Source organism: Streptomyces sp. NPDC048462, from assembly GCF_043200175.1.
In the GTDB taxonomy this organism is placed as follows: domain Bacteria; phylum Actinomycetota; class Actinomycetes; order Streptomycetales; family Streptomycetaceae; genus Streptomyces.
On the sequence record NZ_JBICXG010000008.1, the window covers coordinates 135,633 to 156,187 of the forward strand.

Here is a 20,555-nt window from a genome sequence, read left to right on the forward strand (position 1 = left end):
CTCTGGGCTTATTTTTTAATCCCCCCCCAAGCCCCACCCGTACACAAGGGGGCCCGGGGGGGGGGGGGGGGGGGGGGGCCGGTGCGTGTGTGCACGGTCCCGTACGCGCACGCACCGCCCACCGTGTGCCGCCCACCTCTTCACGCCCGGAGGGCACCGACCTGCAGACCACGCCTGTGACCGGCCACGACCACACCAGAACGAGCCAGACCGACTGCATAGGCGCGACTCCGTCCGGGGCCAGGCACCGGCCCGCGCGGGGACGGCGTCCCGCCCTGGTGGCGGTTTGTTCGCCCGCGGCTCAGCGACGCATGGGCCGTTTTGTAACCGTCTCGAGCGCATCGGAGGAGCGCGGAGCCCTTCGAGGCCGCGCAGACCGGATCGCGGATGCGCCCTGGCCGGGCGAATCGCATGATGGAGTAATGGTGGTCGTTGCATCTGACGGGAGGGCCGTCATGGGACAGCAAACGTCGGCACCGACCGAACACAAGGCGCCAGTGGGGATGGCCAGTGTCTTTCTTTCGTTCGCACCATGGATCATCTTCGGAGTGGTCGCCAGCCCCAGCACGTGGGAATTCGCGGCCCTCGCGGCTCTCATCGCGTCGGTCGTTCTCTCCGGGCAGGACCTGCTGGCCGGCCGAATCCGGGTACTCGACATAGCAGCGATCGCGTTCTTCGCGGTGCTGTCGATCCTCGCCCTGATCCTGGACCGCGGTCAGCTTGCCGATCTGGAGAAGTACGCGCAGGTCGTCTCCAACGGCCTGGTCGCCGTTGTGGCCATAGGGTCGCTTCTCGTCGACCCGTTCACCACTCCGTACGCCCGGGAGTCAACTCCGAGTAGCATCTGGAACACGCGGGGGTTCAAGCACGTCAACCGAGTCATCACCGCGGTCTGGGGACTCGCCTTCGCTCTGATGACGCTGTTCTCGTGGCTGGCCGTCAAGTACCCCTCGCAGAGCGACTGGTTGAACTGGGTCATCCCGGTAACCCTGCTCGTCCTGGCGGTCAGGTTCACTCGCGCGTACCCCGCCGCATACCGCGCCGGCCACCACTGACGATGAAGAGTGAGGCGCCTCGCACGCGCCTCGCATTACCCCGTCGAGGGAGGCCGTCATGGCCACGCACACCCCGCAGATGTTCGATCCCACGCGCGTAGCCCACCTCTCCGGCCGGTTCGCCCCGGTCACGGAGGAAGTGGACGAGACGGGGCTTGAGGTGACGGGAGTGCTGCCTGCGGAGCTGGACGGGCTGTTTCTGCGCAACGGGCCCAACCCTCGCTTCAGCCCGATCGGCTCCTACCTCTACCCGATCGACGGCGACGGCATGCTGCACGGTGTATGGCTCTCCGACGGCCGGGCCCGCTACCGCAACCGATTCGTGCGTACCCCTGCGGTGCTCGCGGAGGAGCAGGCCGGACGAGCCCTGTGGGGCGGACTCGAATCGATGATCACTCCCCAGGTCCCGGACGTCGAACCGTCGCTGGCCGGTACCTTCCGTGACCTGCCCGACATCAACGTGGTGCGTCACGCGGGGCGCCTGCTCGCACTCGCCGAGTCCGGATGCCCGTTCCGGATGACGCAGGAACTCGAGACGGTGGGCAAGGAGACCTTCGGCGACGTCCTGCCCAAGGGCATCACCGCCCACCCGAAGGTCGATCCCCTCACCGGAGAGATGGCTGTCTTCTGCTACGACATCGAGCCGCCCTTCCTCACCTGGTCCCTCATCGGGCCCTCGGGCGACGTGGTCCGCGGCCCCACAGCCGTAGAAGGGCTCAACGCCCCGATGATGATCCACGACATGGCCCTGACCGCGCGCTTCCTGGTCCTGGTGCTCGCCCCTGTCTTCTTCGACCTCGCTGCGGCGATGAACGGCGGATCCCTGATCGACTGGCGCCCGGAACAGGGCACGCGCGTGGCACTCATTCCTCGCGACGGCTCTCGGGTGCGCTGGGCATCTGACGACGCCTTCTGGCTGTGGCACACCGTCAACGCGTACGACACCGAGCCCGACGGCGGAGACGTCGTGCTCGAGTACGTGCAGTGGTCGCATCTGTCCATGGGCTCGCCGGACAAGGCGGCCGGAACCAATCCCGGAGGGCTGGCCCGCGCCGTCATCGACCCGGCAGCCAGCACGATGCACCGCACATTGCTGGACGACGCGCGGGTAGAACTGCCGCGCACGGACGACCGGTTGATCGGCCAGAGGCATCAGCAGATGGCGATGGCCTCCGAAGTAGGCGAGCTGGACCTGCTGCCGGGCGAGTACAACGCACTTCGCTGGTACGACGGGAGGGACGCCAACGGCACGAGCGTGGCGTGGGACGCCGGGGACCTGTCCGTCGGCGAGCCGGTGTTCGCCCCATCACCCGGTTCCCCGGGCGAGGGCGGCTACTGGATGACGTACGCCACCGACCGTACCGATGGCAGCAGCTGGCTTCTGGTGATCCCCGCAGACGATCCCGGCTCGGGCCCGGTGGCACGGGTGCGGATTCCGGTGCGGGTCCCTCTGGGGCTGCACGGGAGCTGGCTCCCCACCGAAGAGTGACCCGCCCGAAACCATGGCCGGACTGGGCGGACAGCTCGCCGTCCAGCTGCCCAAGCCGACGCTGGCACTCAACGGCGACGCCAACCACACGTCGTCGGCGTGTGATCCACCACCGCCCGCGGAGGGGCGACCGTCACCGCGGGCGGCAAGGGCAGTCCCTACGGACGTGGATGGCCCCTCGGATGCCCTCGAACATGCAGGTCAAGGGCATAGTTCGACTGGGCGCGGACATATCGGTGAAGTACGAGGAGACCGCCCGGGGCGGGCTCGCGGTGAACATCATCGAGTGCTAGGGCCTGTCGTCACTGCCGTCTGCCGCGCGGTGTCAGGTCCTGGTGGCGCCCCGGCTCAGTGCCCTCTCGGGACCTCGATGTCGTAGACGAGCGCGTACACGATGTCCCGGGCCTGGCGCACGTCGTAGCCCGTCGCGTCCACAACCACCTTGACCGCCCGGATGGTGTCGCCGCCCCGCATGAACATGCGCGCGTCGGTCTGCGCCTGGGCCGGCACCGGCAGGGTGCGGGCCCGCCGCGGATCCACGCTCCGCGGGATCTTCGGCAGCCCGTTCTCCTCTTTCTTCTTGCCCCACAACACCTTCGTCTCCAGCCCCTCACCCGTACGACCGACCCGTTCGTGGAGGGCATCCTACGCAGGCGGGCCCTCAGGCAGCTCCGGCGTCCTACCGCCGCCCGCCGAACTCCCAGTGGTGGACCTCGATGTCGGCGTAGCTGTCCTCGGTGAGGACGGCGCGTGCCGTGTCCGGGTCCGGGGCCCTGAGCAGCGCCGCCGTGCCCAGCCAGGTGTCGCCGTCGTCGGACAGCAGTGGCCCGAACGCGATCAGCGCGTCCTGGTCGGGCGGCAGGACGAGGTCGGCGGGCTCACCGGAGCCGAGGCCGAGCACCAGGTAGCGGTCCTCGCCGACCGGGCCGCCCGCGAAGTCCCACATGGTGCGTCCCAGCAGGTTGCGCCACCGGCGCAGCAGCACATCACGGTAGGCGCCGGCCTGGTAATTGGGTTCGTCGAAGGCGAACGCGCGAGCGGCGGCGGGATCCGGCAGGTCGGCTATGTGCACGCTGCCGATGGGCGTTTCGCCGTCGTCGGCGAAGACCGGGCCCCGGGCGATCAGCTCCTTGGCGTAACGGTCCATGTAAGACCAGTGCTCTTCCAGCAGCTCGTCGCGCAGGTCGAGGGAGTCGGAACGGTCACGGTGGTAGCAGAAGAACTCCATGCCCCGACCCTCTCCGACGGACGGCGGCATCTCAACCCCCGCCGGGGCGTGCGGCCTTGCGGCGTCCGTCACCCCGACGCCGCCGGGCTCGCGTCCACGAGGTGCGCCGGGGAACGAGCGAGGGCCCGCCCCATGACGGGACGGGCCCTGCGCGGTGCGGGGAGGTCAGCCCCGGCTGAGGTACTCGGCGTAGAAGCTGCCGCCCTCGGCCTTGATGTTGGCCTTGTCCTGCTTGGCGTACGTGATGCCGTACGGGCCACCGACGTTGAAGAACTCCGTGTTCGTACGCGAAGCGTCGACCTGGTAGTAGCTGGCGCCGATCTTGCCGGCCTCCTCGTCGTTCCCACCGCCATAGGCGGCGGCCGGGGCGGCGGCCATGAATCCTGCGGCGGCAACGGTGGCCAGCGTGATCGCGATACGGCGAACCATGGGTCACTCCTTTTGCGGTACATCACAGTTTGTGCGGGCGATTCACCATGAACCGGATCGGGCGGCGACCGGAGCAGGCACGCCAAGCCGCCACCAGCAGATGCACCGAACGGATTCCTTCATTGCCCCAACTGCCCGACGGCCGGATGGAGTGCGGGCCGGGGCGGGTCGGGGCGAGGGCCGGGGCGGGGCGGACCTACTCCGCGTCGGGGCCGCGTGCGCCCCAGCCCGGTGAGTCGAGCCGGATCGCCCGGTCCCCGACCAGGGACCGGAGCGCATACTCGAGTGCCGCGACCTGCGCCGCACCTGCCTGGGCCTCCCACTGCTCGCGCAACTCGTCGAAGACCGCTTCGCCCTGCCGCATCATCCCGAGTCCGCGCTCGGTGACGTGCAGCCGTGTCCGCCTGCCGTCGGCCGGATCGGGCCGGCGCTCCACGAATCCGCGTTCCTCCAGTGCGGCGATCGTCTTCGCGGCCGCCTGCCTCGTCACCGACATCCGCTGGGCGAGCTCGGAGGCGCTGTCGGCGCCGGACAGGATCGAGTGGAGGGCGAAGTCGTGGACCGAGCGCACATCCTCGTACCCGCGTTCGGCGAGCTCCTCGGCGGCCCGGTCCGCCAGGGTGCGGAAGCCGGCGAGCAGGAGCAGCGCGAGATCGGCGCCTGATCTGGACATACGGCCAGCATAAAGCCACCTTTGACATAGGCAACCTGGTTGCCTATCGTGGTCGGCAACCAGGTTGCCTATTTGGGAGCTCCTCGTGACCACGACCACGCCCTACGGCGCAACCCTTCCCGGCGTCACGCATCACCTCGCCGACGTCAACGGGACGCGACTGCACTACGTCTGCGCCGGCACCGACGGCTCTCCGATCCTGCTGGTGCACGGCTGGCCGGAGACCTGGTGGGCCTTCCGCAGACTCATTCCGCTGCTCGCGCGGACCCACCGGGTCCTCGCCCTCGACCTGCGCGGGTTCGGCGACTCGGGCAACGCCGACACCGAGTACGGCGAGGCGGTCGCGGCCGAGGATCTGCACCACCTCGTCGCCCACATCGGTGCGGGTCCCGTGCACGTCCTCTGCCAGGACATCAGCGGCGGCACGGGCTTCCGCTTCGCCGCGACGCACCCCGAGGACGTCCTCAGCTTCACCGGGGTCGAGACGGCCCTGGCCGGTTTCGGGTTCGAGGCCCTGGCCGACGTGAACAACCACGGCTCCTGGCACGTCGGCTTCCTGGGCACGCCGGGCATCCCCGCCATGCTGCTGCCGGGCCATGAGCGCGAACTGCTGGCCGACTGGGCCTTCCCCCTGATGAACGGCACCGAGGGCGCCATCGGCGAGGACGACATCGACGAGTTCGTCCGGACCTACGCGCGCCCGAACGCCTGGCGGGGCACCGAGGGGCTCTACCGGAGCGTCCTCTCCGACGGCGGCGCGACCAGGTCCCTGGCCGAGTCGCACCCGATCGCCGTACCGGTGCTCACCGTCGAGGCGGCCGGCCATCACAGGATCACCGAGACGACCTTCCGCCAGGTGAGCACGGGCGAGGTCACCGCGGTGCATCTCGACGGGGTCGGCCACCTCGTCGCGCAGGAGGCTCCCGAGCAACTCGCCTCCGCGCTGCTGGAGTTCACCGGAAGGGTCGACGGCGAGCGGGACTGAACCTCAGAACCCCAGCGTCAGGTGGACGACCGCGCGCCCGTCCGGACCGAGGACGCGGCCCATGCGCTTGGCCGTACGCAGGGTGCTGGTGCGGTCCTGGACGGTCAGCCGGGGGAAGCGTTCGTCGAGCAGTGACTCCAGGGCCGTGGTCCCGTCCAGGCCGCGCAGCCACACCGAGAAGAGCACACCGCGTCCTTCCGCCGGTCGCCGCGGCTGCCCGAGCCCGCCGACACCCTCCCGGTCCCCGACCCGTTGAGCCCGTAACACCAGCAGCGCCCGTAACCGCCGCACCACCCGTAGCGCCAGTATCGCCAGTAGAAAGCGAGCAGTCATGACCAGCGACTCCCCCACCGACGCCACCGGCCCCACCCATCTCGCCGATCTCACCGAGGGCCTCGACGCGCTGCTGCCCTCGCTGCGTGAGCTGTACCGGGACCTGCACGCCCACCCCGAGCTCTCGCTCCAGGAGACCAGTACCGCCGCCAAGGTCGCCGCCCGGCTGCGCGAGCAGTCCGGCTGGGAGGTCACCGAGCACGTCGGCGGCACCGGCGTCGTCGGCGTGCTGCGCAACGGCGCGGGCCCGACCGTGCTGCTGCGCGCCGACATGGACGCCCTGCCCGTCCTGGAGGCGACGGGCCTGCCCTACGCGTCGGCGGACCGGGCCACCGACCGCGACGGCAACGACGTGCCGGTGATGCACGCCTGCGGCCACGACATGCACGTCACCTGCCTGCTCGGGGTGACCGCGCTGCTCGCCGGGCACCGGGACGGCTGGCACGGCACCGTCCTCGCCGTGTTCCAGCCCGCCGAGGAGACCGCCGAGGGCGCGCGGAACATGCTCGACGACGGGTTCCGGGACCGCTTCCCGAAGCCGGACATCTGCCTCGGCCAGCACGTGGGGCCGTTCCCCACAGGCGTCGCGGTGACCCGCCCCGGGCCGCTGATGGCGGCGTCCGACAGCTACCGGGTACGGCTGTTCGGGCGCGGCGGGCACGGCTCGTCGCCCGAGTCGACGGTGGACCCGGTGGTGATGGCGGCGGCCGTGGTGCTGCGCCTGCAGACGATCGTCTCGCGCGAGGTCGGCGCCTCGCAGGCCGCCGTCGTGACGGTGGGTTCGATCCGGGCCGGCACCAAGGAGAACATCATCCCGGACGAGGCGGAGCTGAAGCTCAACATCCGCTCCGTGGACCCCGTCGTACGCGAGAAGGTCATCGCGGCCGTGCACCGGATCGTGCGCGCCGAGGCGACCGCGTCCGGTGCGCCCGAGGAGCCGGAGATTACCCCGCTGAACGCGTTCCCGCTCACCGTGAACAGCGCGGACGCCACCGCGACCACGATCGACGGGCTGCGCCGCGCGCTCGGCGAGCAGGCCGTGCTGACGCTGCCGCAGCCGATCAACGGCAGCGAGGACTTCGGTCTGTTCGGCACCCAACTGGACACACCGTCGGTGTTCTGGCACTTCGGCGGCGCCGACCCGGCCGCGTTCGAGGGGCTCGACCCGGCGGCGCTCGCCTCACGGGGGCTCCCGCCCGAGCTCCCTATGAACCACTCACCGCGTTACGCCCCGCTCCAGGACCCGACCATCGAGCTGGGCGTACGGGCGCTGCTGGGCGCCGCCCGCAGCTGGCTGGGCGGCGGGGAGTGACCGGGTGGCCGGGGCCCGCGCGCACCCCGGCCACGCGTTTGCCGAAGCGGCAACACGACTCGCGGCGGGCCCGGCCCCCGTCGCATGATCGTGTCCGAAGCCGTCGGCCGGCCGCCGGCCGCCGGCCGCCGGGCGGTACGGGTAGCGGGGCGCGGCCGTGAGACGGCTCGCACCCGGCACCGACGCAGAACCGAAAAGCTGAAGAGCCCAAGAGCCGCGGAGGATCCATGTCGCATCAGCCCGCCCCGTCCCCGGAGCTCACGCACCGCACGGTCCCCTCACCGGCCGGCCGCGTCCACCTGGTGGAGCAGGGCACCGGCCCCCTGGTGCTGCTGCTGCACGGGTTCCCGGAGTCCTGGTACTCCTGGCGCCACCAGCTGCCCGCGCTGGCCGCCGCCGGGTACCGGGCGGTCGCCGTCGACATGCGCGGCTACGGGCGGTCCTCCCGGCCCTCGGACGCCGCCGCGTACCGGATGACCGAACTCGTCGAGGACAGCGCCGCCGTGGTGCACGCGCTCGGCGAGCGCGGTGCGGTGGTCATCGGCCATGACTGGGGTGCGACGATCGCGGCGAACTCCGCGCTGATCCGGCCCGATGTCTTCCGTGCGGTGGGACTGCTGAGCGTCCCGTACGCCCCGCGCGGCGGCCCGCGCCCCAGCGAGATCTTCGCGGGGATGGGCGGGGACGAGGAGTTCTACGTCTCCCGTTTCCAGGAACCCGGCCGGGCGGAGGCCGAGATCGAGCCGGACGTACGCGGCTGGCTCGCGGGCTTCTACGCGGCGTTCTCCGCCGACACCATGCCCGCGCCCGACGCCCCGGACCCGCACTTCGCCGGGCCCGGCAAGACGCTGCGCGAGCGCTTCCCCGACCGGCGCCCCGGCTGGCTCGGTGAAGCCGAGCTCGACTTCTACGCGGGTGAGTTCGAGCGGACCGGGGTGAGCGGGGCGCTCAACCGGTACCGGAACATGGACCGGGACTGGGAGGATCTCGCGGACTTCGACGGCGCACCCGTCACCCAGCCATCCCTGTTCGTCGGCGGCTCCCTGGATGCCTCCACCACCTGGCTGGCCGACGCCATCGCGGCGTATCCGACGACGCTGCCCGCGCTGGTCTCGTCGCACATCCTGGAGGGCTGCGGCCACTGGATCCAGCAGGAGCGTCCCGAGGAGATCAACCGGATCCTCACGGACTGGCTCGCCTCGCTGCCCGCCTGAACCGGCTCTACGGTGAGAGGGACCGGTACGGACAGAGGCCGGTGCGCCGGACGGGCGAGCCGGAAACGGACCCTCGAACCGGCCAGGCGCATGCCTGCCGTACCCCACCCCGGTCGACACAGGAGTACCCCAACTGCTCATAACCGAGCAGACGTTCATGGCGAACACACATTTTCAGTCACAAGCGGCTTCCCTCTCTCGCATACTGGGAGTTCACTGGTCGTGACGAGTGGTGACGCGATCGCCGTGCACGTCAGGCGGTCCGCTGCCGTGGACCCCGCGGGGCCCGGCTCCGATGCCCATGCCCCGGCGGAGGAAAGAGGACAGCGATGACAGCCGCCCCTCCCGTGACGCTCCCACGACGGGATCCGGCCGTCCGGCCCGGTCGCGCCGTTTCGCGAAACGCTCCGCGCCCCCCTCGTAGCGACCAGCCGCCCCGCCGCCGCTGATCCGTCCCTGCGGCGGTCCGCCGCAGCCGGCTCCACGGCCTCACCGCCCTTCTGCCGGGCCGGTGCGGACAGCAGTCCCCGGTGACGCGACCCCGGCGATGCGCCGATCGACAGGGCCACGCTCACCGCTCGCCGCCCCGGCCGGGCGTGCGCGGTTCGCCTCGCGCATCCCCCTTCCCTGTCCGTATCGTCTCGACGAGGTGCACCATGAGCCAGATCGCGCTTCCAGAATTCCACATGCCGTTCGAGAGCGCGGGATGTAATCCGGGAGTTGAGAAGACCAGGCAGGCCGCCTGGGAATGGGCCGAGTCCAGCAATCTCGTCCTGTCACCCGTGGCCCACAAGAAAATGATCCGGACCCGCCCAGAACTCTGGATATCCCTGATATTTCCGGAGGCGTCGCAGAAACACCTCGACCTGTTCTGCCAGTGGCTTTTCTGGGCCTTCCTCGTCGACGACGAGTTCGACGACGGCCCGGCCGGCCGCGACCCCAGGCTGTGCGAATCGGCGATCACACATCTGGTGGACGTGCTCGACGGCGCCCGCGCACCGGTCGGCCCCATGGAGCACGCCCTGGACGAACTACTGGCTCGGACCTGCACGGGCCGGCCGCCGCACTGGGTGCGGCAGTTCCGGAGGGACACGGCCGCGTGGCTGTGGACGTACTACGCCGAGGCCGTCGACCGGGCGGCGGGCCATGTGCCGAGCACCGCGGACTTCGTGAAGCACCGCCGCGACTCGGTGGCCATGCAGCCGTTCCTCGACCTGCATGAGATCACCGCCGGAATTGACCTCCCGGAATCCGCCCGAAGCCTCCCCGCCTATATCGCTCTGCGCAATGCGGTGACCGATCATTCAGGTCTCTGCAACGACATCTGCTCATTCGAGAAGGAGGCCCTGCTCGGTTATGAGCACAACACCGTCCGGCTGATCCAGCGGGACCGGGGAGGCACACTCCAGGAGGCGGCGGACGAGGCCGGAATCCTGCTGGCCCGTATTGCCGACCGCGTACAGCGGGCCGAGAAGGAACTCGTCGAGGAGATGGAGGCGGCGGGCATCGAGGGCCTCCCGCGAGCCGCCCTGGAACGCTGCGTCCAGGACTACCGGGGGCTCGTCCGGGGAGACTTCGACTACCACGCGCGGGCCGAGCGCTACACCCGGCCCGACCTCGTGGAGATCGACGAACAGGACTCGATGTCCCGGAACTTCGCAGCCTGACGCGAGGGCCGGCGGGGCACCGGCGGGGTCCGGCACCCCTGCCGGGCCCCGCACCGGCGGCGCCCGGCACCGGAACGCGGGCACCCGACAGCGATTTCCGGACATTCACCGTCCCCGTGCGTCACCCGGCCCCGGCCGGGCCCGCACCTGACCGGAAACGCGCGCCGGTGAAAGCGGCCGCTGTCCGGGCTCCACCGCTCTCACAAATGGTCCGTCGCCCCCTGCCGTGGTGTGCTGGTACGTACGCCCGGTGGCAGGCGGCGGTCCGGTCAACCGAACTCGCCGGCCGTACCGCAGAAGGGCTGGAGGCACCCATGACTGCCCTACCTCCTCCGATACCCGCCCACGACACCGCCGACGGCCGGACCGCCCCGCACGCGGACACCGTCCACGGCACCGTCCGGGGCGCGTACGAGCCGGGCGTCGCCGTCTTCCGCGGCATCCCGTACGCCGCGGCGCCGGTGGGCGCCCACCGGTTCCGCGCCCCCGCGCCGCCGCAGCCCTGGGAGGGGGTACGGGACGCGGTGGCCTTCGGGCCGACCGCGCCCAAGCGGCCGTACGCGTCGCCGCTCGACCGGCTGCTGCCCGACCCCGAGGTGCCCGGCGACGGCTGCCTCAACCTCAACGTGTGGACCCCGTCGCCCGCCCGCACCGGACTGCCCGTCCTCGTCTGGATCCACGGCGGCTCGCTGCTGCACGGTTCGTCCGCCGTTCCGCTGTACGACGGGGCCGCCTTCGCCCGCGACGGCGTGGTGCTCGTGTCGGTCAACTACCGCCTCGGCATCGAGGGGTTCGGGGTGTTCCCGGACGCGCCCGCCAACCGGGGGCTGCTCGACCAGCTCGCGGCGCTCGGCTGGGTGCGGGACAACATCGCGGCGTTCGGCGGCGATCCGGACCTGGTGACGGTGTGCGGGGAGTCGGCCGGGGCCATCAGCATCGCCGCGCTGCTCGCCGCCCCTCGGTCCCGGGGGCTGTTCCGGCGCGCGGTGCTGCAGAGCGGGGCCCCGTCCGCGCTCCCCGTGGACAAGGCCCGCCGCACCACCGAACTGATCGCGAAACGGCTCGGCGTCGCGCCCACCGCACGGGCCCTGGCGGCTGTGGACCCCGCCGCGCTGCTGGCGGCCCAGACCTCGGTGACGAGCGGCGGCTCCCCGCTGACCGGCGGGAACTCCTTCCAGATCGTGGTGGACGGCGAGCTCCTGCCCCGGGAGCCGGCCGAGGCGCTGCGGGACGGCGCCGCCTCCGGCATCGATCTCCTGATGGGCTCCAACACCGAGGAGTACCGGCTCTGGTTCGTACCCAGCGGGCTCACCGAACGGCTCACCCGCACGAAACTCCGTCTCGCCCTGATGAAGTTCAGGGTGCCGGGTGCCACCGCCCGTACCTACCGCGCCAACCGGCCCGACGCCACCCCCGGCGAACTCCTCGGCGCTCTCGCCACCGACCTGCTGCTGCGCGTACCGCTGAACCGGCTGGCCGACGCCCGCGCCGGCGCCGCCGGCTCCACCCATCTCTACGAGTTCGGCTGGCCGTCCCCCGTTCAAGGGCTCGGCGCCTGCCACGGGCTGGAGATCGGCTTCGTGTTCGACAACCTGGACCGGCCGGACGCGGTGCTGCTCACGGGCCCGGACGCCCCCCGGGAACTGGCCCGCGCGACGCACGCGGCGTGGGTGCGGTTCGCGGTCTCCGGCGATCCGGGATGGCCCGGCTGGGACGCCTCGCGCCCGGTGATGCGCTTCGGCCCCGGCGCTCCGGCGACGGTGCGCGCCCCGCGCGACGACGAGCTGCGCGGCTGGGCGGCGTACCGCGGCGGGCGCTGAGCGCGGCGGTCAGCGGGTGCCGAGCCAGTGCGGGTCGGGCACGACGGTCAGCACCGCCGACACGAGCACGACAGCCGCCGGCGCGGCCAGTTCACGGCGAGCCCGGCGCCGGGCGACCGCCGGGTCGCGGTCCGCCGCCAGGCCGCGGTGGGCGCCGAGCGCCAGCACGGCTGACGACGGCCACCAGCACCCAGTTCGGCCAGCAGGGTGCGCCCGTACGCCGAGCTGAGGACGACATCGGGCGGCAGCCGGCGCAGGGCACTGAAGGTCCCGGTCACCGCCAAGGCCGCGTACAGCCAGCCGGCCAGCCGGGCGTAGCGGCCGAGCAGCGCGCGGGCGTCGGCGGGCCCGGTCCGCCGCCACAGCCGCATGGTGCGCAGCACGTGCAGCAGCCCGCCGCACCAGAGCGAGGCCTCGGTACGGCCGCCGTCGGCCTGCGGCGGGCGGATGCGGACATGCGTGAGGTAGGCGCCACCCGCCTCCCCCTCCTGACTGACAACCACACAAACAGGCCCGTGGCGTCCACGGCACCATCAAACATTCACCCAGAAGGACGCATTACGGCAGGCGCGAACGTTTCTGCGTCCCCACCCGGCGCGAGCCTCGGGTTAGGTTCACCGACTGTCACCTCACTGACAGCCACCAAGGCCCGGGTGCCTCAGCGGATTCGGCGCTGCGAGGAGAGGCATCATGACCGAGAGGCTGCCCCCCACGGCATCCGCCACGCTGGTCCCCCTGCCCGAGCCGTGCGGCCACGTGTACCGCAGGAACGGCCGGACGGTGGTGGCGCTGCGCGACGAGATCGACATCGCGACAGCGGCGCTCATCGCACCGGCACTGGACGTCGCCACGTCGGACGGGTCACCGCATGTGGTGGTGGACCTGACCGAGGTGAGTTTCCTCGACTGCTCGGGGCTGACGCTGCTGTGCCGGGCCCGGCGCCGGGCGCTGGACCGGGACGGGCGGTTCTGGCTCGTCTGCGACTGCCCGCGCATCCTGCGGCTGCTGCGCGCGGGCCGGCTGCACGATCTGTTCCGCCCGGTGGCGACGCCGGACGCCGCCTTCGGCCCGGACGAGCCGCCCGGTCCGTGACCGGGCCGGGGTTCGCGGCCCCCGGCCCCCGGCCCGCCGGCCGGGGGTCCTGGGCCGGCCGTCAGCCCTTGTTCTGCGCGGACCAGAACTCGTCGAAGGTGAGCAGTCCGTCACCGTTCCCGTCGTGGGAGTTGATCACGGCCTGCGCGACCGGCTCGGTGACATAGGGGTCCCCCAGCTGAGCCATGACGCTCTTGTACTCGGCAGCCGAGATCAGCCCGTCGCCGTTCAGGTCGAACCGCTCGAACGCCTTGCGCGCCGACTCGATGTCCGCCACTGTTCCGCCCCTTCGTAATGCCTATATGACGGAGGTCAGATTAACGGGCGGTACGGATGGCGATCGCGGCGGCCGGTCACCGATCATGGGTGGGACCCTCCGCCGCCCGGCGGACGGCGGCCCGGAGCGGGGAGGGAGCGGCACGATGGCCGAGGCACTGGCGGGCATTCTGGAAGCCGCGGCGCAGGGCCGGTTCCCGCCGCCGGACGGGTCCACGACGGTGGTGCGGCAGCCGAACGCGCGGGACGCCGGGGTGCTGGCGTTCACCGCGCACTCGGTGGTGTTCACGGACGAGGACCCGCGGTGGGTGCGGGCGGCCCTGGCCGGCACCCCCGGTGACGCGCTCGCCGCGACGATGAACCCGCACTTCCTGGGCGCGCTGATGGCGCGGACCGGACGGCACATGAACACCATCGACCTGCTCACGGTGGCGGCTGCGCTGCCGGGCGCTCCGGAGCTGGAGCTGCGCGAGCTCCGGGACCCCGGGCACCCCCGGGTGGCGCGGGCGATGGGCTTCCGCGACGAGGTGCGGGTCTGGCGGGCGGCGGGCGGTGTGCTGATCCTCGGCCGCGGGGTCGCGGGGCGCTGGGAGGCCGCGATCGAGGTGGACGGGGAGGCGCGCGGGCGACGGCTCGGCGAACGGCTGGCGCGGGCGGCCCGCCATCTGGTGCCGGGTCCGGTGGTGTGGGCGCAGCAGTCGCCGGGGAACGCCCGCAGTGTGCGGACGTTCCAGGCGGCGGGCTACCGGCCGGTGGGCTCGGAGGCGCTGCTGATCGGCCGGGCCCAGGGCCTGTTTTCGAACTGCCGTCCGCCGGGCGACACCATGCACGCACCTGACGCCGCCCGGCCGCCCTTCGGGCGACGAGGACAGTTCGACGACAGGCCCTAGCGGAAGACGCCGGTGTGGCCGAGCGAGTAGCGGCCGGGCTGCGGGTAGACGGCGAGGCCGTGCGGTCCGCTGCCCACCGGGATCCGGGCGAGCTGCTTGCCGCTGGTGGTGTCGATCGCGTACACCTCCGAGTTGTAGCGCCCGGTCAGCCAGAGGACCTTGCCGTCGGCGGAGACGCCGCCCATGTCGGGGCTGCCGCCGCCCGGCAGGTGCCACTTCTTCGCCAGCTTCTTCGTCGCGAAGTCGAAGACGGAGACGGAGCCCTCGCCCCGGTTGGAGATGTACATCTCCTTGGCGTCGCGGCTGACGTAGAGGCCGTGGCAGCCCTTGCCGGTGGGCAGCAGCTCCGGGGTGGTGAACTTCTTCCCGTCCAGCACCCACATGCCGTTCGCGATCATGTCCGCGATGTAGAACGTGCTGCCGTCGGGCGACAGCTTCACGTCCTGCGGCATGGCGCCCTTGAAGGGCAGCTTCTGCTGGCCCACCACCTTCATCTTCGCCGTGTCGACCTTGAGGAGTTCGCCGGAGAACTCGCAGGAGACGATGAAGTACCGGCCGTCGGCGGAGAAGTCGGCGTGGTTCACGCCCGCGCAGCTGACCGGGACGGCCTTGGCCGTCTTCATGGTGTGCGCGTCGCGGAAGACCAGTTGACGGTCCATCGAGGCCATCACGATGGCGTACTTGCCGTTCGGCGTGAAGTAGAGGTTGTACGGGTCGGAGACGTCGACCGTCCGGCCCGCCTCGCCGGTCGCCGGGTCGATCGCGGTGAGGCTGTCACCGACGTCGTTGTTGACCCAGAGGGTCTTCAGGTCCCAGGACGGCACGACGTGCTGCGGCTGGCGGCCGACCGGGATGGTCTTGATGACCTTGTAGGTGGCGGGGTCGATCACCGTCACCGTGTTGGAGTTGGTGTTGGGTACGTAGACCCGGGACGGGAAGTCCTTGACGACCGGTGACAGCTTTCCGGCCGCGTCGGCCGCGTACACGTTCGAGGGGTCGAGCACCGGCGGCATCCCGGCCAGTCCGGGTGGCGCGGGCGGCGACACGTGCTTGGCCCTGGCGGGTGGGGCGGCGGCCTCGGTGGCGGTGTCGGTGGCCCCCTTGCCGGCGGGGGTGCCGCAGCCGGTGAGTGCGGCGAGCAGGACGCCCCCGAGCAGAGCCGCGGTGCGCGTGGTGGAGGGATGCATCAGGTCAACAGCTCCGTGGTCGTCACCGCACGCAGTCGGCGGCGGTCGAGTTCGGTGAGTAGGAGGGGCAGCGCGGCGACCGTGTCCGCGTAGCCGAAGTGCATGCTCACCACCGATCCGTTACGGATCTCGCCGGCCACCTTGCGGGTGACGGCCGCGGCGCCGGGCGAGGTGAAGTCGAGGGAGTCCACGTCGTAGGAGAGGACGTGCGGGTAGCCCGCGCGGACGGCGAGCCGCTGGACGAGCGGGGTGGCGTACTGGGTGCGCGAGGGGCGGAACCAGGTGCCGATGGAGCCGGTGAGCCGGCGCAGCCGCTGGGCGCAGCCGGTGATCTCGGCGTACGCGCGGGTCTCGTCCATCGCGGAGATGTCGGTGTGGTGCTGGGTGTGGTTGCCGAGGTCGTGGCCGCCGTCGAGGATGCGGCGGGCCATCTCGGGATGTTCGTCGAGCCAGCTGCCGACGGCGAGGACGGTGACCCGCGCCCCGGCCCGTTCGGCCTCGGCCAGCACGGTCCTGGCGATGGCCGGGTCGCCCTGGCCGTGGAAGGTGAGAGCGACGCGTGCCCGGTCGCGGGGGCCGTGGCCGATCTGCACCGGCTGCCCGGGGAAGCGGCGCGGGGCGGGCGCGGGGGCGTGCGCTCCGGCGGTGGCGGCCGGCTTCTTCGGAGCCGGGTGGGTGAGGGGCCCGGCCGAGGTGCCGGCGGTGTTCCGGTCCCCGCAACCGGTGGCGAGGCCTGCGGCGAGGGCGGCCCCGGCTCCTGCGCGCAGGGCGCTGCGGCGGTGCACCGGTGTGTCGGAGACGTTCATGCGCAGAACAGTAAGTGTGGACTGTCAGGAAAATGACAATTGACCGTTTTCGCCACCTTCGCGGATTACACGGATGCGCGACACCGGCGGCCACTGCGATCAATGAATCAGCCGCGAAGCCCCGGCAACGTTCATGGATTTACAGGCAAGTGACCCAGCACACCTAGGATTCATCACAGAAATAACCGCATGCATACCACTATGTACGCTTTGCGGCTTTGGCGATGTAGTCGCCCGTCTGCCATAGTCGGTGACACGACCCGCACTGACCCGGGCCGGGTCGTCATAAGCGGCCGTGAACACACCCCCCATTTCGCGGCCCCCACACAGCAGCCCCCGCAGCGCCTCACCACGGCCGGACCGGGGGCTTCTGTGCATCCGGGAGCCCTCCGGGCCAAGCGGCCACCGGGGTCTCAGCGGTCGGAGATCCGCATCTCGAACCAGGTGATCTTGCCGCGCGGCAGCAGATCCACGCCCCAGCGGTCGGAGAGCTTGTCGACGAGGAAGAGACCCCGCCCGCTGATGTCCATCTCCTGCACGGGCATGAGGCAGGGCAGTCCGCGCGAGGGGTCGCGCACCTCGATCCTGATCCAGCCGCGGCGGCGCAGCATCCGCAGACCGAAGACCCTGGCACCGGTGTGGCGGACCGCGTTGCCGACGAGTTCGGAGACGAGCAGGACGGCGTGCTCGCCGGTCTGCGGGGAGAGCGCCCACTGACGCAGCACCACACAGGAGGTGAGCTGGCGCGCGGTGGCCGCGGACTCCGGCCGGGAGGGCAGCCGGACTTCGTCCTCCGTCGGATTTCCGAACAACTCAAGCGCTTTGAACGCCTGTTCGTCCTCGACGGCCGGCATCCTCCGTGCCGCTGTCGCGCTGCTGCGCTGTCGCGGCTGCTCCACACCCTCCAGGCCCGCCATGGACACCATCATGGCCGCAAGCCGGGCACTCCGGGGCCGTTCCGGGGGAATCCCCAACCCGGAATCAGCAATTCCGCAGAGGCCTCCCGGCATATGCCCCTGGCAGAATGCCCCCGCGCACACCCCCGCCGACCTGCGCGAACGCCACACCCTGACGGGTTTGCGGGGGCGGACGGCGCGCTGAGCCTTAAGGTTGTCTTAAGGCTCAGCTAATCCGCCCGCATGGATGAACGCGCCGCGATCTGTTCCCAACTGGCGTTCGGTCAGAGGAATTTGGCCTTGCCCGGTCCCTCGTCCACAAAGCTCCGCATTCCGCGTTCCCGGTCCTCCGTGGCGAACAGACCGGCGAACCAGGTGCGTTCGATCGTGAGGCCCGTGTCGATGTCCGTCTCCAGCCCGGCGTCCACGGCCTCCTTGGCGGCGCGCAGCGCGAGGGCGGGGCCCTTCGCCAGCTTCGCGGCCCAGGCGTGCGCGTGCTCGTACACCTCGGCGGCGGGCACCACCCGGTCCACCAGGCCCATGGCGAGGGCCTCCTCGGCCTTCACGTGGCGGCCGGTGAAGATCAGGTCCTTGGCCTTGGCGGGACCGATCAGCCGGGCGAGGCGCTGGGTGCCGCCGGCGCCCGGAATCAGTCCGAGCATGATCTCCGGCTGCCCGAGCTTGGCGTTGTCGCCGGCGATCCGGAAGTCGGCGCACAGGGCCAGCTCGCAGCCGCCGCCCAGCGCGTATCCGGTGACGGCCGCGACGACGGGCTTGGGAATCCTGGCCACCGCGGTGAAGGACTCCTGCAGCGCCTTGGACCGGACCACCATCGCCGGGTGGTCCATCGCCTGCATCTCCTTGATGTCCGCGCCCGCCGCGAACACCTTCTCGCCGCCGTAGAGCACCACGGCGCGCACGTCGTCGCGTTCCGAGGCCTCCTCCGCCAGCTCGCGCAGCCGGTCCTGGGTGGCGATGTCCAGGGCGTTCATCGGCGGCCGGTCCAGCCGGATCGTGCCGACGCCGCCGCTTACTTCGAGGGTTACGGTCATGGGAGGCAGGTTAACCGGCGCTAACGGCGGGCCGGACAGGCCCGGGGCCGGTGCCGTTCGTCACAGCCGCCGGGCGGCGCCCGGCCCGCCCGGCCCCCGGCCGTTCTCAGCCCTCGACCCAGCCGTGCTTCTTGGCGAAGTGCAGCAGCCCCTGGCGTGCCTGAAGGATGTGCGCCGCGGTGAGACCGGGCGCCGATTCCAGCAGCACCTCCGTGACGTCCCGCACGTACTCCTGCGAGTTGAGCACGTCGCACATCACGTCGTCGCCCTCCGCGATCTGCCTGGCCGGGGCCTCGGAACGCCCCGGGAACCCGGACCCCGGGTCCGCCGCGCCGCCGGGGGCGAGGCGCACCGAGGAGGCCTTCAGCCCCCGGTCGCCCTGCTCGACCTCGAACTCGACCATCAGTCCGGGCCTGAGCGAGGCCTCGGGGATCCGGAGGTCGTTGACATGCAGGAAGACGTCCTCACCCCCGTGATCGGGAGCGATGAACCCATAACCCTTGACACCGTCGAACCGCACCACACGACCGCTGACCATCAGAACCAACCTCTCAACGAAACCCCGGGCCCGTGTCCGGGATACCCCTGTCGCAGCGGCCGGCCCGGACCTCGTACACCACTCCGGACACACCGTGCGACTACCTGCCCCCACTGTGCCAGCAGTCGTCGGCCCGCAGCCACCGGGCGGAGGATTTCGGTCCCGGTCCGTGTCCGTCGCGGGACGCCCGCGGTGCCGGTCCCGGGCCGCCGCGTGCGGAGCACCTCGCACGCCGGCCCCGGACCACAGTGTGGTCCGGGGCCGGCGTCACTCGCGTCCGCGGTCAGTGCCGCGGGGCTACTCGGTCCACTCGGACCAGGCCATGTTCCAGCCGTTGAGGCCGTTGTCCGGCGGGATCGTCTTGTCGTGCGAGTTGGTCACGACGACGACGTCACCGATGAGCGAGTTGTTGAAGAACCAGGCCGCCGGGGTGCCCGGGTCACCGCCGCCGCGTGCGTCGAGCATGCCGACGCAGCCGTGGCTGGTGTTGGTGTTGCCGAAGACGCCCGAACCGCCCCAGTAGTTGCCGTGGATGAAGGTGCCCGACGTGGACAGGCGCATCGCGTGCGGCACGTCCTTGATGTCGTACTCGCCGCCGAAGCCGACGGTGTCACCGTTCATCCGGGTCACCCGGAGCTTCTCGCTGATGACCATCTTGCCGTTGTACGTGGTGGTCGCCGGGGCGCCCGCGGAGATCGCGATGTCCCTGATCTGCTTGCCGTCGCGGACGACCTTCATCCGGTGGGTGTTCGCGTCCACGGTGCTGACCTGCCGGCGGCCGACGGTGAACGACACCGTCTTGACCTGCTTGCCGTAGACCCCCGGGCGTCCCTCGACACCGTCGAGGTTGAGCTTCACGGTCACCTTGGTGCCGGCGGCCCAGTAGTCCTGCGGCCGGAAGTCCAGGCGGTCGTTGCCGAACCAGTGGCCCGCGATCTCGACGGCCGGCTCGGCCGTCACCTTGATGGCCTTCTCGACGGCCTCCGGGTCGGTGATGCCCCGGGTGAAGTGGATCGAGACCGGCATGCCGACACCGACCGTGGAACCGGCCTCCGGGGTGTACTGCCCGATGAAGGTGTTCTTCGGGACCAGCGTGGTGAAGGCGGTGTCCTTCGCGGACTCACGGCCCTTCTCGTCCTTGGCCACGGCGTGGACCTTGTACTTGGTCGCCGATGCCAGGTGCTGGTCAGGCACCCAGCTCGTGCCGTCCGCCGCGATCTTCCCCTCGACCTCGGCCCCCTTGGGGTCGGAGACCTTGACCGTGGAGAGCTTGCCCTGCTCGGCCGAGATCTTCAGCGCCCCGTTGGTGGCGACGGAGTCGGCGCCGTCCTGCGGGGCGACCTTCACCACGGCCTGGGAGGCGCTGGTGTCACCGGTCTTCGTCCCGCCCTTGCCGGCGCCGCCCTTGCCCGCGTCCCCGGTGTCCTCCCCGCCGCATGCCGTCACCAGCAGCAGCAACGCTCCCAGCACCAGGGCCAGCAGTCCGGTGGTCCCACGCCCCCGCCGCCCGCTGTCCGCCCTGACCGATGTCCCCGATATCGGCTGCCCGTTCAATGTGGTCGTCTCCCCTCGCACGGCCCGGCCCCGCCGAGGCCGTCCCTGGGAGCTCGCAG

General features: G+C 71.3%; 20 protein-coding genes and 2 pseudogenes. 9 read left to right on the plus strand and 13 right to left on the minus strand.

Annotated features, from left to right (window positions below; genetic code table 11):
* The first annotated feature begins 422 nt into the window (after window positions 1-422).
* Together ACGFU6_RS16365 and ACGFU6_RS16370 are read left to right on the plus strand one after the other, a co-directional pair.
* The gene (locus ACGFU6_RS16365; protein WP_393611381.1) at window positions 423-1,055 is read left to right on the plus strand and encodes a hypothetical protein; all 633 of its coding nucleotides are present in this window, start codon (window positions 423-425) and stop codon (window positions 1,053-1,055) included.
* Window positions 1,056-1,113: 58 nt separating this feature from the next.
* Window positions 1,114-2,544, plus strand: a complete 1,431-nt coding sequence (locus ACGFU6_RS16370) for a carotenoid oxygenase family protein (protein WP_393611383.1) — start codon at window positions 1,114-1,116, stop codon at window positions 2,542-2,544.
* Between the two features lie 348 nt (window positions 2,545-2,892).
* Here the strand turns inward: ACGFU6_RS16370 and ACGFU6_RS16375 are convergent, their stop codons facing one another.
* From ACGFU6_RS16375 to ACGFU6_RS16390, 4 genes are all read right to left on the minus strand, one after another.
* Window positions 2,893-3,138 carry a hypothetical protein gene (locus ACGFU6_RS16375; RefSeq protein ID WP_393611385.1) on the minus strand — a complete coding sequence of 82 codons (246 nt, stop codon included), beginning with the start codon at window positions 3,136-3,138 and terminating at the stop codon, window positions 2,893-2,895.
* 85 nt (window positions 3,139-3,223) lie between these two features.
* Entirely contained in the window at window positions 3,224-3,772 is a 549-nt protein-coding gene (locus ACGFU6_RS16380) for a YciI family protein (protein WP_393611386.1), read from the minus strand.
* 165 nt (window positions 3,773-3,937) lie between these two features.
* A complete protein-coding gene (locus ACGFU6_RS16385; protein ID WP_393611387.1) occupies window positions 3,938-4,201 on the minus strand; it encodes a hypothetical protein in 264 nt (87 codons plus the stop codon).
* A gap of 196 nt (window positions 4,202-4,397) precedes the next feature.
* Window positions 4,398-4,874: a MarR family winged helix-turn-helix transcriptional regulator gene (locus ACGFU6_RS16390; RefSeq protein WP_393611388.1), complete on the minus strand. Its 477-nt coding sequence runs from the start codon at window positions 4,872-4,874 to the stop codon at window positions 4,398-4,400.
* 85 nt (window positions 4,875-4,959) lie between these two features.
* Here ACGFU6_RS16390 and ACGFU6_RS16395 point away from each other — a divergent pair, with 85 nt between their 5' ends.
* Window positions 4,960-5,859 (plus strand): alpha/beta fold hydrolase, encoded by a 900-nt coding sequence (locus ACGFU6_RS16395; RefSeq protein ID WP_393611389.1) that lies wholly within the window; start codon window positions 4,960-4,962, stop codon window positions 5,857-5,859.
* Window positions 5,860-5,862: 3 nt separating this feature from the next.
* On the opposite strand, the gene ACGFU6_RS16400 is transcribed toward ACGFU6_RS16395, so the two are convergent.
* Window positions 5,863-6,192, minus strand: coding sequence for a hypothetical protein (locus ACGFU6_RS16400; protein WP_393611391.1), 330 nt, complete (start codon window positions 6,190-6,192; stop codon window positions 5,863-5,865).
* Between ACGFU6_RS16400 and ACGFU6_RS16405 the strand changes: the two genes are divergently transcribed.
* From ACGFU6_RS16405 to ACGFU6_RS16420, 4 genes are all read left to right on the plus strand, one after another.
* Window positions 6,191-7,504 (plus strand): amidohydrolase, encoded by a 1,314-nt coding sequence (locus tag ACGFU6_RS16405; protein ID WP_393611393.1) that lies wholly within the window; start codon window positions 6,191-6,193, stop codon window positions 7,502-7,504. The genes ACGFU6_RS16400 and ACGFU6_RS16405 overlap by 2 nt on opposite strands.
* 227 nt (window positions 7,505-7,731) lie before the next feature.
* Window positions 7,732-8,718, plus strand: coding sequence for an alpha/beta fold hydrolase (locus ACGFU6_RS16410; protein ID WP_393611395.1), 987 nt, complete (start codon window positions 7,732-7,734; stop codon window positions 8,716-8,718).
* Window positions 8,719-9,404: 686 nt separating this feature from the next.
* Window positions 9,405-10,385 carry a terpene synthase family protein gene (locus tag ACGFU6_RS16415; RefSeq protein WP_393611580.1) on the plus strand — a complete coding sequence of 327 codons (981 nt, stop codon included), beginning with the start codon at window positions 9,405-9,407 and terminating at the stop codon, window positions 10,383-10,385.
* Between the two features lie 314 nt (window positions 10,386-10,699).
* Window positions 10,700-12,205 carry a carboxylesterase/lipase family protein gene (locus tag ACGFU6_RS16420; RefSeq protein WP_393611396.1) on the plus strand — a complete coding sequence of 502 codons (1,506 nt, stop codon included), beginning with the start codon at window positions 10,700-10,702 and terminating at the stop codon, window positions 12,203-12,205.
* 9 nt (window positions 12,206-12,214) lie between these two features.
* Here ACGFU6_RS16420 and ACGFU6_RS16425 read toward each other — a convergent pair.
* A pseudogene (locus ACGFU6_RS16425) lies at window positions 12,215-12,624 on the minus strand (CopD family protein); the annotation flags it as partial.
* 271 nt (window positions 12,625-12,895) lie between these two features.
* Between ACGFU6_RS16425 and ACGFU6_RS16430 the strand changes: the two are divergent.
* The gene (locus ACGFU6_RS16430) at window positions 12,896-13,297 is read left to right on the plus strand and encodes an STAS domain-containing protein (protein ID WP_393611398.1); all 402 of its coding nucleotides are present in this window, start codon (window positions 12,896-12,898) and stop codon (window positions 13,295-13,297) included.
* 61 nt (window positions 13,298-13,358) lie between these two features.
* On the opposite strand, the gene ACGFU6_RS16435 is transcribed toward ACGFU6_RS16430, so the two are convergent.
* Window positions 13,359-13,574: an EF-hand domain-containing protein gene (locus ACGFU6_RS16435; RefSeq protein WP_123523435.1), complete on the minus strand. Its 216-nt coding sequence runs from the start codon at window positions 13,572-13,574 to the stop codon at window positions 13,359-13,361.
* A 145-nt stretch (window positions 13,575-13,719) separates the two neighbouring features.
* Here ACGFU6_RS16435 and ACGFU6_RS16440 point away from each other — a divergent pair.
* Window positions 13,720-14,349: pseudogene (locus ACGFU6_RS16440) on the plus strand (GNAT family N-acetyltransferase); the annotation flags it as partial.
* Window positions 14,350-14,459: 110 nt separating this feature from the next.
* Here the strand turns inward: ACGFU6_RS16440 and ACGFU6_RS16445 are convergent.
* The 6 genes from ACGFU6_RS16445 to ACGFU6_RS16470 all read right to left on the minus strand — a co-directional run bounded on the left by ACGFU6_RS16445 (window position 14,460) and on the right by ACGFU6_RS16470 (window position 20,496).
* Window positions 14,460-15,650, minus strand: coding sequence for a hypothetical protein (locus ACGFU6_RS16445; protein ID WP_393611400.1), 1,191 nt, complete (start codon window positions 15,648-15,650; stop codon window positions 14,460-14,462).
* The gene (locus ACGFU6_RS16450; protein WP_393611401.1) at window positions 15,650-16,456 is read right to left on the minus strand and encodes a polysaccharide deacetylase family protein; all 807 of its coding nucleotides are present in this window, start codon (window positions 16,454-16,456) and stop codon (window positions 15,650-15,652) included. Before ACGFU6_RS16450 ends, ACGFU6_RS16445 begins: the two co-directional genes overlap by 1 nt.
* Window positions 16,457-16,869: 413 nt before the next feature.
* Complete coding sequence (locus tag ACGFU6_RS16455) at window positions 16,870-17,385, minus strand: ATP-binding protein (RefSeq protein ID WP_393611402.1); 516 nt, start codon at window positions 17,383-17,385, stop codon at window positions 16,870-16,872.
* Window positions 17,386-17,636: 251 nt separating this feature from the next.
* Entirely contained in the window at window positions 17,637-18,404 is a 768-nt protein-coding gene (locus ACGFU6_RS16460; protein WP_393611403.1) for an enoyl-CoA hydratase/isomerase family protein, read from the minus strand.
* Between the two features lie 106 nt (window positions 18,405-18,510).
* Window positions 18,511-18,942 (minus strand): cold-shock protein, encoded by a 432-nt coding sequence (locus ACGFU6_RS16465; RefSeq protein ID WP_393611404.1) that lies wholly within the window; start codon window positions 18,940-18,942, stop codon window positions 18,511-18,513.
* Between the two features lie 297 nt (window positions 18,943-19,239).
* A complete protein-coding gene (locus ACGFU6_RS16470) occupies window positions 19,240-20,496 on the minus strand; it encodes an Ig-like domain-containing protein (protein WP_393611406.1) in 1,257 nt (418 codons plus the stop codon).
* Window positions 20,497-20,555 lie beyond the last annotated feature (59 nt).

What these genes read in the sequence shown, in the direction of transcription:
- ACGFU6_RS16365 (WP_393611381.1), top strand. Translation starts at nt 423, where the DNA reads ATGGTGGTCGTTGCATCTGACGGGAGGGCCGTCATGGGACAGCAAACG.
- ACGFU6_RS16370 (WP_393611383.1), top strand. Translation starts at nt 1,114, where the DNA reads ATGGCCACGCACACCCCGCAGATGTTCGATCCCACGCGCGTAGCCCAC.
- ACGFU6_RS16380 (WP_393611386.1), bottom strand. Translation starts at nt 3,772, where the DNA reads ATGGAGTTCTTCTGCTACCACCGTGACCGTTCCGACTCCCTCGACCTG.
- ACGFU6_RS16385 (WP_393611387.1), bottom strand. Translation starts at nt 4,201, where the DNA reads ATGGTTCGCCGTATCGCGATCACGCTGGCCACCGTTGCCGCCGCAGGA.
- ACGFU6_RS16390 (WP_393611388.1), bottom strand. Translation starts at nt 4,874, where the DNA reads ATGTCCAGATCAGGCGCCGATCTCGCGCTGCTCCTGCTCGCCGGCTTC.
- ACGFU6_RS16405 (WP_393611393.1), top strand. Translation starts at nt 6,191, where the DNA reads ATGACCAGCGACTCCCCCACCGACGCCACCGGCCCCACCCATCTCGCC.
- ACGFU6_RS16400 (WP_393611391.1), bottom strand. Translation starts at nt 6,192, where the DNA reads ATGACTGCTCGCTTTCTACTGGCGATACTGGCGCTACGGGTGGTGCGG.
- ACGFU6_RS16410 (WP_393611395.1), top strand. Translation starts at nt 7,732, where the DNA reads ATGTCGCATCAGCCCGCCCCGTCCCCGGAGCTCACGCACCGCACGGTC.
- ACGFU6_RS16415 (WP_393611580.1), top strand. Translation starts at nt 9,405, where the DNA reads ATGCCGTTCGAGAGCGCGGGATGTAATCCGGGAGTTGAGAAGACCAGG.
- ACGFU6_RS16420 (WP_393611396.1), top strand. Translation starts at nt 10,700, where the DNA reads ATGACTGCCCTACCTCCTCCGATACCCGCCCACGACACCGCCGACGGC.
- ACGFU6_RS16430 (WP_393611398.1), top strand. Translation starts at nt 12,896, where the DNA reads ATGACCGAGAGGCTGCCCCCCACGGCATCCGCCACGCTGGTCCCCCTG.
- ACGFU6_RS16445 (WP_393611400.1), bottom strand. Translation starts at nt 15,650, where the DNA reads ATGCATCCCTCCACCACGCGCACCGCGGCTCTGCTCGGGGGCGTCCTG.
- ACGFU6_RS16450 (WP_393611401.1), bottom strand. Translation starts at nt 16,456, where the DNA reads ATGAACGTCTCCGACACACCGGTGCACCGCCGCAGCGCCCTGCGCGCA.
- ACGFU6_RS16455 (WP_393611402.1), bottom strand. Translation starts at nt 17,385, where the DNA reads ATGATGGTGTCCATGGCGGGCCTGGAGGGTGTGGAGCAGCCGCGACAG.
- ACGFU6_RS16460 (WP_393611403.1), bottom strand. Translation starts at nt 18,404, where the DNA reads ATGACCGTAACCCTCGAAGTAAGCGGCGGCGTCGGCACGATCCGGCTG.
- ACGFU6_RS16465 (WP_393611404.1), bottom strand. Translation starts at nt 18,942, where the DNA reads ATGGTCAGCGGTCGTGTGGTGCGGTTCGACGGTGTCAAGGGTTATGGG.